We start from the raw sequence: 17,076 nt of genomic DNA, 5'->3' as shown, positions 1-17,076 counted from the left end.
GATATTATACCATTGATTTTTAAGTAATTTTTTAATCCTAGTAAAGGGCATAATACGCTTTTCCAGGAGCGTGGGAACGAGTTATTTGTTGATACGCACTTTACCTATCCTGCGCTATCTTAAGAAAGTAATACGTGTTCGTCGTTACTATAGAATGGCTCGCTATCCATTCTCAGGTGTCTGAATAGGAGTGAATAATGCGCGCCAAACTCATGCGCTAGGAGGAATCATGCCAACACCGACTCTCGATTTTGGTCTACCGGATGACTTTGACCAATACCTCGACAAACTGATTGAGTCCAATGGTACCGATGCGGCCATGGGCGAAGAGCTTCGCGATGCGATTCTAAAAAGCTGTCGAGAAGTGAATGATAACCTAGCCGAGTCGTTCTCAGATTTATCGAAAACCGGCTTTGAGCCAGAGGACGAGGCTAACAGCGAGGACGACGATTAGCTTCTCCAGAATAAAGTAAACTTCCTGCAGTAACATCTAGGCGCTGGTCTTATTTCATCGTACTCATTTATGGATATATCTCGTTCCCACGCAGGAGTGTGGGAACGAGATATATTCAATGGGCCGTAGAGCGTGCCACAGCAAGATCAACAAAATTGCGATAACTCTCTAAAAATTTGGGCTTTTTGGTGTGGTTGGCTAATTTAATAGACAGTGCGGTCAGAACCTCATCGTCCTGTGGTTTGTTCAATGAGCGAGGAGCAGGCGCTGTGGACAAGGTTTGAGTCGCTTTTTGTTACTGAGTACAAGGAGTGTGAGATGGAGAGGTTGATGCGATGGATGACGTTCGTTGTGGGCGGCTTGTTGTTGGTGGTCTCGGTTAAGGCGCAGTTGGCGCCGCATCCACAAAGTGTGTTGTTTGAAAATGTGCGTATTTTCGATGGTCAATCTGCGCAGCTTTCGGTCCCAAAACATGTTTTAGTTGAGGGAAACAAGATCACACGGATTTCGAGTCACCCGATTGACGTGGTGCCGTCATTGAACTCCACTGTGATCCAAGGTGAGGGACGCACGCTGATGCCGGGGCTGATTGATGCACATTGGCATGCGATGTTGGCGACTGTTTCCGTCCCACAACTGCTTACTGCAGACGTCGGCTATATCAATCTTCGGGCCGCACAAGAAGCTGAGCGCACGTTAATGCGTGGCTTTACCAGTGTACGTGATCTTAGTGGGCCGGTATTTGGTCTGAAAAAAGCGATTGACGAGGGTATAGTCGCCGGGCCGCGCATTTGGCCCTCCGGTGCAATGATTTCGCAAACAGGCGGACATGGTGATTTTAGGATGCGTTATGAGGTGCCTGCCGCGAACAATGCTGGGCTGAGCCGCGGTGAATCGCTGAATGGTGGTGTGATAGCGGATGGGGTGGCGGAAGTAAGAAAGCGCGTTCGCGAGCAACTGATGTTGGGTGCCTCGCAAATTAAACTCGCGGCGGGAGGCGGCGTCTCCTCTGCGTATGATCCGATTGATGTGGCCCAATACTCGGAAGAAGAATTCCGCGCTGCGGTAGATGCGGCAGATAACTGGGGCACCTATGTGACGGTACATGCCTACACGCCTAAAGCGATTCAAACTGCGATCAACGCGGGTGTGAAAGTGATTGAGCATGGACAGCTCATGGATGAAGCAACTGCACAATTAATGGCGGAAAAAGGCGTATGGCTGAGCGGCCAAGCCTTCCTTGCTAACGAGTACTCGAATCCGACGCAAGGAGAGGCGAAAGTAAAACAGCAACAGGTCGCCCAAGGCACCGACAACGCCTTTAAGCTTGCCAAGCAATATGGCCTTAAGGTGGCTTGGGGCACAGATATTTTATTCAATCCTGCCATGACCAAAAACCAAGGCGCGATCTTAACCACGATGACAAAGTGGTACACGCCGGCTGAAGTGTTATCGATGGCAACGTCTGGGAATGCAGCCTTGCTTGCGTTGTCTGGCAAGCGGAGTCCATATCCAGGAAAATTAGGGGTGATAGAAGAGGACGCTATCGCCGATATACTGCTTGTTGAGGGTAATCCGCTGGAGAATCTCGACCTGATTGCTGAGCCTGATGCGCACTTCGTTGTGATCATGAAAAACGGCAAAATCTATAAAAACACCTCGGAAACAACAGGGTATTGATAGCCAATGAGTGCACGCGATTAAAAGAGAGTAATGGCGTGCGCTGTTGTCTTTGGGCTTAATCGGCCAAGTGCAGAGTTAGGCTAACACCCAGTTGGTCGCTATCTACTTGATGTGTTTTTAGTTTTTATTGTCACTTCTTCTTTACTGATAAGCCGCAATATTCTCCGCTCCCTATGCTGCTAGGCTAGATCTTTGCCGCCAAACTCGGTACATTACACGCAAATAGAAACTATTCTCACTTTTGTTTATGGCGGAAGCCATATCACCAAGCATGTTTGTAGATATCACCATGATAAAATCGTCTTCATTTCGGCTCGTGCTGGGCGTTGCGTCCTGTTTGGCGTTTACGCCAGCGGTGAGTGCAGATCAGCTCGAAAAGGCGCAAGCCATCGAGGGTAAAACCACCCAAGAAGCGGCGCAGTCGCAATCACGCATTAATCGCCGCGCCGATGCCAGTTTGGCTATGCGTCAAGAAATTGAGCAAATCCAAACTCAGATCAGTAATTTAGAAATCTACCGCGATCACCTACAAAACTTGGTGAGCAACCAACAGGTAGAAGCACAAAGCCTTCGCGATCAAATCATCGAGATCAAAGAGACGCGCCAAGGCATTGTACCTTTGATGTACCGCATGCTTGACGGATTGGAACAGTGGATTGCTAAAGATATGCCACTGAAAGCGGAGCAGCGCCAAGCACGCCTAGAAAAACTTCAAGCGATGATGGGTCGCGCCGATGTGGCGGATTCGGAGAAGTTTCGCCGTATTCTCGAGGCCTATCAAATTGAGCGTGACTATGGCACCAAGCTAGATGCTTACCAAGATACCATTGCGCTGGATGGTCGGGCGCATCAAGTGGATGTGCTGCATCTTGGTCGCGTGTCGCTGGTGGCGCGTAGCCTTGATGGCAAGAAGCATTGGGTATGGAGCACACGAGATTCGCAGTGGGTATCCTTGGATGCGAGTGCGGGCGAAGCCGTGGATAAAGCCTTCGCGGTTGCACAAAAACAAGTGGCGCCGTCGTTGTTATCTCTGCCTTTAAGTGCCAACCAAGGGGTGAAATCATGAGCTGGAAAACCCTGATTGCTGCAGCCTGTTTTATTGCTGTCGCGCCTTTGACCCATGCTGACGATCTTGTGGGCCAAACCCAACAAGCGCAGCAGCAAGCCCGTGAACACAACCAAGCGCGTGAAGCGGAGTTTGCGATGACGGAGCGGGAGCTGCGCGCCAAACTGAATCAGTTGAAAGCAACCCGTAATGCGCTTGAGGCGGAAACCGAAAAACTCAGTGACACTTTTAGTGACAACGAGCAACAACTGGCGTCGTTGGAAGATAAACTTCGCTTAGAATCGGGCAGTTTGGGAGAGCTATTTGGCGTAGTGCGTCAAGCGAGCAAAACCATTCAAACCGACAGTGCTTCCAGCTATGTTGGCATCACGCAACCGACCTTTAATCAAACCGTTTCAGAGATCGTTGCCGCCGATACATTGCCGTCACTCAAACAGCTAAATACGCTGTGGCAAGGGATGCTCACCCAAATGCAAACCAGCAGCGAACTGCAAGCGTTGACGCTGCCGGTTGTGGATGCGCAAGGCGTGTCGTCTGAGCAGTCGGTAGTACGCATCGGTAACCTTGGGCTGGTGAGCCCGCAGGGCTATTTAAACTGGCAGTCGGATAGAAAGGTGGCGATCCCGTATCGTGCGCAACCTGATAATACCCTCACCACATTCACGCTTGAGCAAGCGATCACCTCGGTGGGTGAGCCTGTACTGGTTGATCCGTCGCGCGGCTTTCTCCTCAGTCAATTAGAGAAAGCGCCAAGCTTGGCGGATCGTTTTAGCCAAGGTGGTTTTGTGGCCAAAGTGATTGCGGCGTTATTAGCGGTTGGTCTGTTAATTGCGCTCTATCGCGGCGCGGTACTGCTGTCTATTCATGCCAAAATGCATCGTCAGCTGAAACATCCAGAGTCACCAGAGGATAACCCACTGGGTCGTGTCCTTAAGGTGTATCACGATGCACCACAACGCGATGTTGAATCGCTGGAGTTACGTTTGCTGGAAGCGGTTGTCGATGAGCAGCAAGGCTGTGAAAAAGGTCTCTCTATGTTGAAACTACTGGCAGCACTGGCGCCAATGCTGGGTCTGTTAGGAACAGTGACTGGGATGATCGAAACCTTCCAAGTGATTACCCAGTTTGGTAATGGCGACCCGAAAGTGATGGCAGGCGGTATTTCGATGGCTCTTGTGACCACGGTACTTGGCTTGATCGCGGCGATCCCACTGCTTCTTGCGCATAATATTTTGAGCGGGCAGGCCGATCATATTCGAGGTATGTTAGAAAAACAAAGTATTAGCCTTGTTGCAGAACAAGCCGAGCAACCAGCGAATACGGCGGCCACTGGACAAGCAGCATGATGGATGTAGAGCTACTTTCCCAATTCAATCACCAAGATATTTGGTTTATCTTGCGCCATTTTATGGCGCAAGGTGGGCCAGTGCTATGGTGGCTGGGTGTGGTAGTGCTGTTTTGCTGGGTTTTGGTGATCGAACGTTTGTTGTACTTATACTCACGGTTTCCGGCACAACGGCAAGCGTGGATATCGGCCTGGCAAGCACGCACTGATCACCATTCATGGTATGCACGCGCTATTCGCCAAGGGTGGCTATTTGAAGCGCAGCATGAACTGGGGCGCTACCTCAATTTAATTAAAGCGCTGGTGGCTATTTGCCCGATGTTGGGCCTGTTGGGCACAGTCACTGGAATGATCTCGGTATTTGATGTGATGGCCAGTCAAGGGACCAGCGAACCACGCTTGATGGCATCGGGGATCTCAATGGCCACGCTGCCGACCATGGCTGGCATGGTGGCAGCCCTTGCCGGCATGTTTGCCCACGCCCGTTTAGTTAAAGCCTGTCAGCGCCGAGAAGTTGCGCTTGAACAGGCGCTTCGGAGTCAGTAATGCGATTGATTCGACCTCATAAGCAGCGCGAGGAAGCGCAAATCGATTTAACCTCCATGTTGGACATTGTGTTCATCATGTTGATCTTTTTTATCGTCACCAGCTCGTTTGTGCGCGAATCCGGGGTGGAAGTGAACCGTCCCGAGGCGAGCCATGCAACCAGCCAAAAAGATGCCGGTATCTTTGTCGCAGTGACCGCATCGAATGAAATCTATATTGATAAGCGTTTGGTGGATGTAGAGCGTGTCGAAGCGACGTTAGAGCATGTGCTGTTGGATAAGCCGGATGCGTCCCTTGTGATTCAAGCCGATGAACTGGCGTATAATGGCACCGTCGTGAAAGTGATGGATGCTGCCAAGGGAGCAGGGATCGCGAGTATTGCCTTGGCTACGGAGTCGCCATAATGAAGCGATGGCTGATTTCAATGCCAGTCGCGCTGGTATTCACGTTAGGCCTATTTATGCTGATGGCTCTGATGGTGGGTCACAGTACCCAGCGCCCGCAAGAAAAGTCGACCTCGATGAGCATCGATATTTTTATGCAGGAGCCAGACACCGATGTGCAGCGTCGTCAGCGCACGGTGCCAGAGCGGCCGAAACCACCGGAAATGCCAGATACGCCGACGCCGGTAACGCAAACACAATCGACAGCTTCCGCTCAGCCGGATATGCCAACGCTGAATTTGCAGACCAACATTCAAGGCGTCATGGTGCAAGCTCCCTCTCTGGGAGATTTAAGCGTCATGCAGGGGCCGAATAATCAGCAGGCCATGCCGCTGTTTCGAGTGGAACCCAATTATCCACCACGCGCCATGCGTCGTGGTTTAGAAGGGTATGTAGTGGTGCGTTTTACCATTAGCCCTTCCGGTCGACCGCAAGATTTAAGTGTGGTTGAAGCAAATCCGCCCCGTGTGTTTGAACGTGAAGCACTGCGAGCGCTGCGTAAATGGAAGTACGAGCCCAAAGTGGTGAATGGAGAAGCCGTGGCGCAGCCGGGTCAGCAGATCAAATTGGAGTTTAACTTACGCTAATGTTGAAACGACTTATCTTTACCTTGGCATTGATGTTTGCGCTGCCTGCCGCGGCGCAGTTGTCACCCTCGGTTGCCTTATCGATTGAAAAGGCACAAGCGTTAGAGCAAGCGTCTAAGTTGGGCGAAGCCATTGCGCTACTCAACAAGCTGAATGTGAAACGTGATTTTGACAAAGCCTTTGTTGACCGTGCGCTGGGGGTTTTCTATTGGCAATATGGCAACAATGATAAAGCGATTGTTCATATCAAGCGCGCGGTAGATAGCGAGCAATTGCAAGATGCGCAAGCATGGCAAACCAAGCGTATGTTAGCCGATTTACTGCTGATTGATGGGCAATATGCGGCGGCATTGCAATATTATTATCCGCTTGCCCGCTCGGTGCCCAAAGAGAAAGCCGAGCAGGCCGAAGATGTGTGGCTGCGTATCATGCAAGCGCATTATCAACGCGAGCAATGGCAGAAAGTGTTGGCTGCGTATCCGGATTATGAGCGCGCCATGAATAACACGGCCACCGTGTCGGCATTGTCACTCAAGCTTGGGGCGCAATTGCAATTGGAGCAATGGCGCGGGGCGACCCCCACTTTAAAAGCCTTGATTGCCCTTGAGCCAGATAATAAACAGTGGTGGCGTCAATTGGCGGCCAACTATGTGCGCTTAGAACAGCCGAAAAATGCGATTAGCACCTATTTACTTGCCAAGCGCAAAGGGATAGCTCTAGAGCCGAGTGAGCAACGGACAGTGGCACAGCTTTACGCCAATGTCGGTGTTCCTGAGCGCGCAGCCAAGTGGCTGAAGGGACTGCCTGAGAGCGAGCAAGATGCGCAAACACTTGCTCAGCAAGCCAGCCTTTGGCAACAAGCGCGTGAATGGCCTCAGGCCATTTCAGCTTGGCAACTGGCCGCTAAGAAAGAGAGCCAATATCACTGGCAGCTGGCCTTGATGCAAATTCAGCAGGGTGACTATCAGCAAGCACTCACTTCGCTGGATAGGGCTGAAAAAGGGGCTTCTAAGAAGGATATTGCGCTAGCGAAAGTACAAGCGTATTACAAATTGAATCAGTTTGATCATGCCCTTGAGCAAGCCAAAGTCGCGCAACGTATTTCGCCGGATGAAGCCGTCGAAAGCTGGCTCTCCTTTTTGAAAAAACGTCAGAAGATGCAACAAAGCTAATCAATGCAAAGCTAATCAATGTTAATTGATGGTCAAGGTTACAAAAGGCCCCACAGCAAGTGCTTGTGGGGCCTTTTTATTATCGCGGGTATCTGAACGACAGGCACAAAAAAGGGCGCCAACGGCGCCCTACAATCAGTCAGACAAGGTTTCTTATGCAACAGAAACGTTAGATGCCTGTGGGCCTTTTTGGCCTTGCTCAACGGTAAAGTTTACACGTTGGCCTTCGGTAAGGGTTTTAAAGCCTTCACCAACAATCGCGCGGAAGTGTACAAACACGTCTTTTTCGCCGCTGTCTTGAGTGATGAAACCAAAACCTTTCTCTTCGTTAAACCACTTTACGATACCAGTTGATTGATTAGACATAATCATTCTCTCTTAAATTAAAATAAATAGGGTAGCTTTGAACGGAGTCGATGAAATGTCTAAAAGCGAAAGTGGGTAACGTTAGAAACTCTATAATATTGATAATAGCGTAGCTTATGTCGACTTTTACTTGATGAATCATTGATGCTCCATGTTCCAGAGCTGTGTCCACCATACAGCAATCCCAGTTCATGTAAAGCGTTTATTACTTATTTTGTCCCCAGTGTTTTAAAAGATCAGACACATTGGTTTTTGGGTGGTTGAGCACGTTGTCATCTTTGGTGGCTTCGCCCACCGCGTCATTGGGATTATAGAGCGCACATGATTTCATAGAGAGGCAGCCGCAGCCGATGCAGCCACTGAGGCTTGACTGTAGCTGTTGAAGCCGCGCAATTTGGTCGTTCAGGGTCTGATCCCAGTGCTCTGCCATTTTACGCCATTGCGCTTGAGTGGGAGCTTGGTGTGAAGGAAGTTCGCTGAGTGCTTTGCCAATCGCATCCAGTGACAGGCCAACATTTTGCGCCGCTTTGATCACGGCGAGGCGACGCAGCACTGCACGGTCGTAACGACGTTGGTTACCCGCGTTGCGTTGACTCATAATTAGCCCCTTTTGTTCGTAAAAATGCAGGGTAGAGACCTTTACCCCCGCACGCTTAGCCACTTGCCCGACACTCATGGTCATTTTTTGCTCCCGTAGCTGTGATTTTCATTTACCTCAATATAACTTGAGGTTTTATGATGGCGAGTATGTTGAAAAAATAATGAGAGGAAAGTCACTGATGGCAATTACGAAACAAGGTTTTACCATCACTGTGATGAAGGTTGTCACTATCACGGTTGGCATTACGCGATCTAATAAAATGTTGAACGTTTGTTCAACAGATGAGCTCTCTGAACATCTTCGCCACGATCTCGGTGTGAGAGCTGCGTATCATCGTCGTCCATCAGCCAGTCGCTTTCTTTACTGACTTTACTGAACCGTGGCGAAAGGACATAAAAAAGGCCAGTCTAAGACTGGCCTTTGTGCGCGTTAGCGTGCTAATCGCTGGCTATAAGGAACTAGGCGAGTAGTTCGTTGGCGGTTTCCACAACGTTTTCAACGGTGAAACCAAACATCTTAAATAGCTCACCAGCCGGTGCTGATTCACCAAAAGACGTCATGCCAATGATACGACCGTCTAGACCCACGTACTTGTACCAGTAGTCGGCAATGCCGGCTTCGATCGCGATACGCGCTGTCACGTCTGATGGCAATACAGATTCGCGATAGGCTGCATCTTGCTTGTCAAACAGATCCGTGCTTGGCATGGAAACCACACGTACTTGCTTGCCTGACTCACTCAGTTGTGCCGCCGCATCAACGGCTAGCTCAACCTCAGAGCCAGTTGCAATCAAGATAAGCTCTGGCTTGCCCGCGCAATCTTTCAGGATGTAGCCGCCTTTGGCAATGTTAGCAAGCTGTGCATCATCACGCTCTTGTTGGGCAAGGCCTTGACGCGAGAAGATCAACGCGCTTGGGCCGTCTTTACGCTCAACGGCTGCCTTCCACGCAACGGCTGATTCTACCTGATCACATGGACGCCAAGTGCTCATGTTTGGTGTCTGGCGCAGGTTAGCCATTTGCTCGACCGGCTGGTGAGTTGGGCCGTCTTCGCCCAAGCCGATGGAATCGTGAGTATAAACCTGAATGTTTTGCACCTTCATCAGGGCCGCCATACGCATCGCGTTACGCGCGTATTCCATAAACATCAAGAAGGTCGCACCGTAAGGTACAAAGCCGCCATGCAATGCAATACCGTTAATGATGGCCGTCATACCAAACTCACGAACACCGTAGTGTAGGTAGTTACCGCTTGCATCGTCAGCGGTAATGGCTTTTGACCCAGACCACATGGTGAGGTTTGATGGCGCCAGATCCGCCGAACCGCCAAGCAGTTCAGGTAGCAGTTTGCCGAAGGCTTCTAGTACGTTTTGCGACGCTTTACGTGAAGCAATTTTCGCAGGGTTAGCCTGTAGGTCTTTGATGAGCTTTTGGGTTTCGCTGTCCCAGTTTGAAGGCAGGTCACCGTTCATTCGACGGGTAAATTCCGCCGCGAGTTCTGGATACTGCGCCTGATAGGCAGCGAATTTTTCGTTCCATGCCGCTTCTTTGGCGGCACCGGCTTCTTTTGCATCCCATTGTGCATAAATGTCTTGTGGGATCTCAAACGGACCGTGCTCCCAACCAAGGAATTCGCGTGCCGCTTTGATTTCGTCTTCGCCTAACGGTGCGCCGTGGCAGTCATGGCTACCGGCTTTGTTTGGCGAACCGTAACCAATGGTGGTTTTGGTACAAATAAGCGTTGGTTTGCCGGTTTCAGCTTTTGCCGCTTCGATAGCTGCTTGAATCGCAGCAGGATCGTGGCCGTCGACCGCAGGGATAACCTGCCAGCCATAAGATTCAAAACGTTTTGGCGTATCGTCAGAGAACCAACCTTCAACGTGACCGTCGATTGAGATGCCGTTGTCATCCCAAAACGCAATCAATTTACCTAGGCCCAAGGTACCGGCTAGCGAGCAGGCTTCGTGAGAAATACCTTCCATCAGGCAGCCATCACCAAGGAACGCGTATGTGTGATGATCGACAATATCATGGCCGTCACGGTTGAATTGAGCAGCCAGTGCTTTCTCAGCCACGGCCATACCGACGGCGTTAGTAATACCTTGGCCAAGCGGACCGGTCGTGGTCTCGATGCCAGGAGCATAACCGTACTCTGGGTGACCCGGTGTTTTTGAGTGCAATTGACGGAATTGCTTCAGATCGTCAATGGCAAGGTCATAACCCGTAAGGTGCAGCAGTGAGTAAATCAGCATTGAGCCGTGGCCGTTTGATAGCACAAAGCGATCGCGGTTTGCCCAGTCTGGATTTTGTGGGTTGTGGTTCATGTGGTCGCGCCACAAAACCTCGGCGATATCAGCCATACCCATTGGGGCACCTGGGTGTCCCGAGTTAGCTTGTTGAACTCCGTCCATCGCAAGGGCGCGAATGGCGTTGGCTAGCATTTTGCGTTCCATGTGTATACCTACAGATTGAACAGGTTGAATACGGTATCGACGTTAATCATAAAAGCGGCCTAAGCCGCTTTTATTGTGTTAAATCACAGTTGCTCGCGAATCATGGCTTCGAGCTTGCCTTGGTCAACCGCGAAATTGCGGATGCCTTCAGCCAGTTTTTCAACGGCCATCGCGTCTTGGTTATGTTCCCACATAAACTCAGCATGGGTCATACGCGCTGGGCGCTGCTCTGTGGCGCCAGTATCTTGCAATTTCACTGGCACGTCACCCTCTGCGTCACTGAGCTCTTGCAGCAGTTGTGGGCTAATGGTTAGACGGTCACAGCCTGCCAGTTCCAAGATTTCGCCGGTGTTACGGAAGCTTGCGCCCATGACCACAGTATTGTAGCCATGTGACTTGTAATAGTTGTAGATGGTGGTGACGGATTTCACGCCCGGGTCTTCTGCTGGTGTGAAATCACGGCCTTCCTTCGCTTTGTACCAGTCCATGATGCGGCCAACGAATGGTGAGATCAAGTAAACACCAGCCTCGGCACAGGCGCGCGCTTGCGCGAAAGAGAATAGTAGCGTCAGGTTACAGTTGATCCCTTCTTTTTCTAAGATCTCTGCAGCGCGAATACCTTCCCAGGTTGAGGCGAGTTTGATCAAGATACGGTCGTTGCTGATCCCAGCCTCGTTGTACATGCTGATCAATTTACGAGCTTTCGCCACACTGGCGTCAGTGTCGTAAGATAGGCGTGCATCCACTTCGGTTGAAATACGGCCAGGGATAGCGTTGAGGATTTCTTTACCGATATTCACGGCAAGACGGTCGCAAGTATCTGCCACTTGTTGATCGGCGTCGTTGCTGTGTGATTTGGCGTAAGCAATCGCTTCTTCGATGAGCGGCGCATATTCTTTGATTTGCGCGGCTTTCAGGATCAGCGACGGGTTTGTCGTTGCATCTTGTGGTTGGTACTTTTTGATCGCTTCGATGTCACCAGTGTCAGCGACAACGGTGGTCAGGGCGCGGAGTTGGTCCAGTTTGTTGCTCATCTTCACTCACCTTTTCTGCGTGATAGGCTCAGACGCCACGTTTGCGGGTTAGCGCCTGCTCTGAATATGAACAGATGCAACGCGCCTGAGCAAATGATGTGACGATCTTTGTGTTTTTAACGTCGATTGTCAATTGTATTGCGAAATAAACCCGCGATACATCTCACTTCTTTGTATGTGGTTTACTCTGGCTGTTGAAATGTGATCCGTTTCTCGTTCGGTGCTGGTTCTGACATATTCAATAGCGCCATGGCGCAACTGGCACTGGTTGCTAACACGTCAATGACACCTGTACGCAGTGCACCTAAGATGGACAACGCTTTGCGGCTTTCGCTTGCCATGGCAATCACATTAGGAATACGCGCCAAATCTGGCATAGCGAGACCCACTACACGGCCTCGCATCAGATTATCGGTCGGTTGACCGTCCATGCGGAAAAAATCAAAGCCGCCAATGTCACCGACAATACCATCGTTAACCCGTGCTTCTACAAATTCTCGGGCGCTAAAACAGCCAAGTTTTACCATGTGGCTATTTTCATCCATATCGCCAATTCCCACCAGCGCAAACTCTGCTTTTCTGGCTTGGTTCAAGGTTTCGCTGATGTTGGGGTGAGAAACAAAGACTTGTTGAATGGTTTCGTTGTCGACATAGGCAGGAGCGTAGAGGGTTTCGCTGCTTCCACCAAACTTTTTGGCTAGACGCCGACAAATATGGTCAGCGTTAAATGCATCACCACTGCGGTGCGTACCACCAATGGCGCAGACAAAGCGTGCTTGGCGATGAGACACCACACCTGGGTGGTCTGCGACTGCCGCGACATTTTGTCCTTGACCAACAGCGACGACCATACCGTCGTTCAGGTTGGCATCCAAGTAAGCTGAGACGAGTGTTGCTACCTGCATACGTTGCTCTTGGGCACTGGGTTGATCGAGAGAGATAAGTGCGCGCTTTAAATTAAACCTGTCCATTAAACGCTGCTCAAGCTGCGCACTATGGACGGGGTGAAACTTCACTGTGATTTCGACGATCCCTTCCTCTCGCGCTCGTCGCAGCAACCGACTGACCTTGGGGCGGCTGATCTTGTACTTACGTGCGATCTCCTCTTGTGTGGCGCTTTGTTGGTAGTAAAGAATAGCGATTTCAGTCAATAAATCGGTGTCTTCTTGCAACGCGTCTGGTGAGGTTGGCATCGTCATTATCGGTGTACTCATTGGCTACTAGGGCGCTGCCCTGAATGGAATTGATTGCAGTATAGCGGCGAACATTGTAATGAACAAATGTTCAAAGATAAGTTAAGTGTTCACTCGCTGTGGGCTGACGAGGTAATAAAGATGAGATCTGTGTTTGAAAAATTAGCCATGTCTATCTAGATTTACAAATGATAGCCTTGAAAATTATTCACGGTGTCGTAAAAACCATGACAGATTGGCAGGGTTGGACTGGTCTGCTGGGTCAATCACTATAAAATTTGGAGTGAAGATGCAAATGCAGGCTCTGCAATCGCGACAGGCACTCATCTGGACCACTATTGCACTCGCCGTTGGGTTTGTGGCGTCTGTTTTTTATGGTATCGCTAGCCTAACCCGTGTCTCACAGCTCAATGATCCCTTGCTCGATGTGGAATACCGTTACTTTATTGACGAGACTAACGAGTTACCGCTCGATTACGTGATTGAGCACGCGCCGTTTGCCACTGTACAAAACCCTGAAGCAATCCCCTGGAAGCTAGAATATCAGACCTTTTGGATACAAGTGGAGTTTGACTATAAAGGGTTAACTGAGCGTCATCTCCATATTCTGACCGATAATACGACGATTGATTACTTGGATGCGTATCACCTGGTTGATGGCGATCAGATCGTGACTAAGTATGAGGGAGGCGATGTTACTCAATCGCGATTAGCAAATATGTCTCTTCCTGCCTCAGTACCGGTCACGCTCCTACCTGATAAAGCGAATACATTGCTAATCAAAGTGACATCGAGTGATATGCCAACCATGCCACTTTGGGTGATGTCACATCAAGCCTACGACCAACTCGCCAAAGCTATTCATCTTTTGTGGGGCGGTTTTATCACTTTTATGTTGTTAGTCACGCTTTATAGCGTTGGAGTTTACGTTTACAGCCGACAGCGTGTGTACTTGATTTATGTTTTAAACACATTGATGGCGACGGTTTTGATTAGCGCTAATCATGGTTTCAGTCGCTATTTTTTACCGGATTGGGCCCAAGTTTTTGTCAGTAACCATATCCTAGCATTTGCTGTATGCTTGCTGACCATTGCGCTGTGGTTCACCTACTTCTTCCTCGATTTTGAGCGCAGTCGCGGCTACCAACGTGTCCGTTCCATGTTCTTGATGGCGACAGGTGCTTTAGCTGGCTTGGCGCTGCTTACATTTATCACTCCACCGTATATTTCCGCGTCGTTAGTGTTACTGTCTCAAGTGCCGATTTATGGGTTAGTCATCTATTTTTTAATCAAACAGTGGCAACCGGGTAAATTTTGGTTGCTGTTATTTGGGTTGTCGTGGCTACCTGCAATGGCGGGTGGATTAGCGTTTTATGCGCTGCTGCTCGGCTACAGCGAATACACCTTAATGAGCCGTTATGCGTTGATGCTTTCCATGGGCCTCACCATGATGTTGTTTTCGGTTGCCTTAGCCGAGCGTTTCCGGTTCCAGCGAATGAACGCCATGGACTCCTTAACGCATGATAAATTAAGCGGCTTGCCTAATACCAATGTGGTTCACATTGCGATCAATGAGCTCATTGCTCGTAATATTAGCTTTAACCTATGTTGTGTAACCATTGACAACTACAATAATCTATTGCCCTACCTTGATGAAGATACGCGCCAGTCGTATATCAATACGATCGTTGATCGAATTCTAGAAGCCTTGGATGTTGAACAGATTTATCAGATTGATACGGAATCAGACACCCCTTTCCAACAACTCGGATGCCTCAAAGAGGGGGTATTTACCTTCTTGATTCAGGAGGCGGACTTAGAGACATGTAACCATATTTTAGAGTCCGTCATTGAGGGACTTAACGGTGAACTTGCCATCGGGTCTTTTATTACCCACATCAATGCGCGAATCGGCGTGTGTCATTATCCGTCTGATGGCGCGCACCCAAGCCTGTTGATCAATCGCGCCATGCAAGCACTGCAGCAACATCGTTCCGTGCTCGGAGGATATACCCACTTTAACAACCACGAACACAAGTATCACGAGCTTCATGTTTCGTTAGTAGCAGATCTGCGTGAGGCAATTGAAAACGATGGGCTGGAACTCTATCACCAGCCTCAAATTGATTTACGAACAGGCTCCATTCATGGTTCTGAAGTACTCGCACGCTGGATGCATCCACGCTTTGGGCAGATTTCCCCCGATGTCTTTGTGCGCATGGCTGAGGATGTGGGTATTATCAACAACTTGACCTTATGGGTGATTCGACGTGCTTTCCAACAGCAGCAACAGTTAATTGCTAGCGGTCACTGTCGGCGCCTGTCCATCAATATCAGTGCGTCCGACATTTATATCCCGAACTTAGCGGCGCGAGTGGTTGATCTGGCAAGCCAATACGATGTACCAACGAATCTGGTTTCTCTTGAACTAACTGAATCGGTGATGGTTGAAGACTACGATTGGCTGAAGCGTTTGATCAGTGAGCTGTCGGCTAGTGGTATTGAGGTATCGATTGATGACTACGGCACCGGCTATTCATCGCTGTATTTTCTCTCACAGCTGCCATTTACTGAGTTGAAAATTGACCGCAGCTTTGTACGCAATTTACCCCAAAGTGGTCGCCATCAAAGCATTGTACGTGCGACGACAGATATGGCGCGCTCACTTGGGGTCATGGTGGTTGCTGAAGGGGTGGAGTGTGAAGAAGCGGAAGCGCTATTGCGACGCTATGGCGTGGATGTTGGCCAAGGCTTTTACTACTCGCGTCCCTTACCGTTCAATCAGTATCAGGCTTATGTTCAGCGTATGGACAATGTCCAACCTGTCACTATTTTACGGCAAGGTCGCTTAAGCTCATCCGGCTAACCATATACAGCCGGATAAGCCTCACTCTATTTCCTTCATACCCCTTCTAAAAGGGCAAATAAATGGCACCCAAACAGCAGGCCTGACTAGCACCGGTGACAGCGGGCACGTTGCCCGGCTGATTATAGAGGGTTTGGCGGGCTAACCATGCAAACGCGATGGCTTCCATGTCGTCGCAACTGATCCCCACGTCATCTGAGCGCGCAATATGCCACTGAGGCAGCGCCGCCTGCAGTGCTGCCATCAACGCTTGGTTGTGTGCGCCGCCACCACAGATAAACACGCGACCTTGCTCATGAGGCTGTATCGCCATGGCAATGCTTTGTGCCGTCAGTGCAAGTAGTGTGGCTTGCACCTGTGACGGGGAGAGTGAAAACGCCAGTAAGTGGCGATCCAGCCAGTCAAGGTTGAAGTATTCTCGCCCAGTGCTTTTTGGCGCGGGGCGTGAAAAATAAGGGTCAGAGAGCAAACGCTGTAGTAATGGCTGGTAGGCGGAGCAGCTGGCAGCCCAGGCGCCGTCTTTATCATAAGCTTGACCTTTATGACGTTGTATCCACGCGTCCATAAGCATATTTCCCGGCCCCGTGTCATAACCGTATAAGGGTTGGTCGGGACATATCATGGAGACATTGGCAATACCGCCAATATTGACCACTGCGGTTGGCTGCTTGGCATCGGAAAATAAATCGTTATGGAATGCGGGTACGAGTGGCGCGCCTTGGCCGCCAAATGCCATATCTTTGCGGCGAAAGTCGGCAACCGTGGTAATGCCTGTTCGCGCTGCGATCACATTGGCGTCACCCAGTTGCATGGTAAACGGATAATCACCACTGGGTTGGTGATACACAGTTTGTCCGTGACAACCGATTGCAGCGACATGTTTGGGGCGCAAGCTTGCGATTTCTAGCAAGGTGTTGATGGCATTGGCGTAGCACTCGCCAAGGCGGCGATCTAACTGCCCAATCGCAGTGATTGCAACTGGATGGCCGCGACTTAAACTGATCACGGTTGCTTTAATGTCTTGCGGCATGGCTTCACTATGGCGCGCAATGGGCTCAACGTGCCCAGCTTGTGTAAAGCGTACTGCCACGACATCAATGTTATCTAAACTGGTGCCAGACATCACACCGATGTATATATCTGCTGCGGGTTGAGGCATGTGTGTTCCTTATCAATGCACAAATTGCGCAACCACTGGGCGTTATTGACACCCTGCGCGGACAGATTAGGGGATCCCTGATAGGGCGCTACTTTATCGAACTCCCTT

At 50.1% G+C, this 17,076-nt stretch carries 16 protein-coding genes; 10 read left to right on the top strand and 6 right to left on the bottom strand.

Annotated elements, in window-relative coordinates; genetic code table 11:
• The first annotated feature begins 229 nt into the window (after positions 1-229).
• The 8 genes from BZG84_RS06785 (at position 230) to BZG84_RS06750 (ending at position 7,296) form a co-directional block, all read left to right on the top strand.
• Positions 230-454, top strand: coding sequence for a hypothetical protein (locus BZG84_RS06785; RefSeq protein ID WP_077678083.1), 225 nt, complete (start codon positions 230-232; stop codon positions 452-454).
• A gap of 330 nt (positions 455-784) precedes the next feature.
• Entirely contained in the window at positions 785-2,134 is a 1,350-nt protein-coding gene (locus BZG84_RS06780; RefSeq protein WP_077678082.1) for a metal-dependent hydrolase family protein, read from the top strand.
• A 286-nt stretch (positions 2,135-2,420) separates the two neighbouring features.
• Complete coding sequence (locus BZG84_RS06775; RefSeq protein WP_077662751.1) at positions 2,421-3,203, top strand: DUF3450 domain-containing protein; 783 nt, start codon at positions 2,421-2,423, stop codon at positions 3,201-3,203.
• Positions 3,200-4,549, top strand: coding sequence for a MotA/TolQ/ExbB proton channel family protein (locus BZG84_RS06770; RefSeq protein WP_077678081.1), 1,350 nt, complete (start codon positions 3,200-3,202; stop codon positions 4,547-4,549). The genes BZG84_RS06775 and BZG84_RS06770 overlap by 4 nt, the downstream gene beginning before the upstream one ends.
• Entirely contained in the window at positions 4,549-5,094 is a 546-nt protein-coding gene (locus tag BZG84_RS06765) for a MotA/TolQ/ExbB proton channel family protein (protein WP_077678080.1), read from the top strand. Before BZG84_RS06770 ends, BZG84_RS06765 begins: the two co-directional genes overlap by 1 nt.
• A complete protein-coding gene (locus BZG84_RS06760; protein ID WP_069586742.1) occupies positions 5,094-5,498 on the top strand; it encodes an ExbD/TolR family protein in 405 nt (134 codons plus the stop codon). Before BZG84_RS06765 ends, BZG84_RS06760 begins: the two co-directional genes overlap by 1 nt.
• Complete coding sequence (locus BZG84_RS06755) at positions 5,498-6,124, top strand: energy transducer TonB (RefSeq protein WP_077481514.1); 627 nt, start codon at positions 5,498-5,500, stop codon at positions 6,122-6,124. The genes BZG84_RS06760 and BZG84_RS06755 overlap by 1 nt, the downstream gene beginning before the upstream one ends.
• Positions 6,124-7,296, top strand: coding sequence for a tetratricopeptide repeat protein (locus tag BZG84_RS06750; protein ID WP_077678079.1), 1,173 nt, complete (start codon positions 6,124-6,126; stop codon positions 7,294-7,296). The genes BZG84_RS06755 and BZG84_RS06750 overlap by 1 nt, the downstream gene beginning before the upstream one ends.
• 153 nt (positions 7,297-7,449) lie before the next feature.
• Here BZG84_RS06750 and cspE read toward each other — a convergent pair whose 3' ends face one another.
• Both cspE and soxR read right to left on the bottom strand, forming a co-directional pair.
• Positions 7,450-7,662, bottom strand: a complete 213-nt coding sequence (gene cspE / locus BZG84_RS06745; protein WP_069586739.1) for a transcription antiterminator/RNA stability regulator CspE — start codon at positions 7,660-7,662, stop codon at positions 7,450-7,452.
• Positions 7,663-7,867: 205 nt separating this feature from the next.
• Positions 7,868-8,344 (bottom strand): redox-sensitive transcriptional activator SoxR, encoded by a 477-nt coding sequence (gene soxR, locus BZG84_RS06740; RefSeq protein ID WP_077678078.1) that lies wholly within the window; start codon positions 8,342-8,344, stop codon positions 7,868-7,870.
• Positions 8,345-8,441: 97 nt separating this feature from the next.
• Here soxR and BZG84_RS06735 point away from each other — a divergent pair, with 97 nt between their 5' ends.
• Complete coding sequence (locus tag BZG84_RS06735) at positions 8,442-8,630, top strand: hypothetical protein (protein ID WP_077662684.1); 189 nt, start codon at positions 8,442-8,444, stop codon at positions 8,628-8,630.
• Between the two features lie 91 nt (positions 8,631-8,721).
• Here BZG84_RS06735 and tkt read toward each other — a convergent pair whose 3' ends face one another.
• The 3 genes from tkt to BZG84_RS06720 form a co-directional block, all read right to left on the bottom strand.
• The gene (gene tkt / locus BZG84_RS06730) at positions 8,722-10,716 is read right to left on the bottom strand and encodes a transketolase (protein WP_077640904.1); all 1,995 of its coding nucleotides are present in this window, start codon (positions 10,714-10,716) and stop codon (positions 8,722-8,724) included.
• 83 nt (positions 10,717-10,799) lie between these two features.
• A complete protein-coding gene (gene tal / locus BZG84_RS06725) occupies positions 10,800-11,750 on the bottom strand; it encodes a transaldolase (RefSeq protein WP_069586735.1) in 951 nt (316 codons plus the stop codon).
• Between the two features lie 182 nt (positions 11,751-11,932).
• Positions 11,933-12,949 (bottom strand): sugar-binding transcriptional regulator, encoded by a 1,017-nt coding sequence (locus tag BZG84_RS06720; protein WP_443216378.1) that lies wholly within the window; start codon positions 12,947-12,949, stop codon positions 11,933-11,935.
• A 283-nt stretch (positions 12,950-13,232) separates the two neighbouring features.
• Between BZG84_RS06720 and BZG84_RS06715 the strand changes: the two genes are divergently transcribed.
• Positions 13,233-15,809 carry an EAL domain-containing protein gene (locus BZG84_RS06715; RefSeq protein WP_077678077.1) on the top strand — a complete coding sequence of 859 codons (2,577 nt, stop codon included), beginning with the start codon at positions 13,233-13,235 and terminating at the stop codon, positions 15,807-15,809.
• 46 nt (positions 15,810-15,855) lie between these two features.
• Here BZG84_RS06715 and BZG84_RS06710 read toward each other — a convergent pair whose 3' ends face one another.
• Entirely contained in the window at positions 15,856-16,968 is a 1,113-nt protein-coding gene (locus tag BZG84_RS06710; RefSeq protein WP_077678076.1) for an anhydro-N-acetylmuramic acid kinase, read from the bottom strand.
• Positions 16,969-17,076 lie beyond the last annotated feature (108 nt).

Origin of the sequence: Salinivibrio sp. PR932 (genome assembly GCF_001996125.1) — a bacterium.
Taxonomy (GTDB): Bacteria; Pseudomonadota; Gammaproteobacteria; order Enterobacterales; family Vibrionaceae; genus Salinivibrio; species Salinivibrio proteolyticus.
This window is presented reverse-complemented; position numbering and strand designations above follow the sequence as displayed.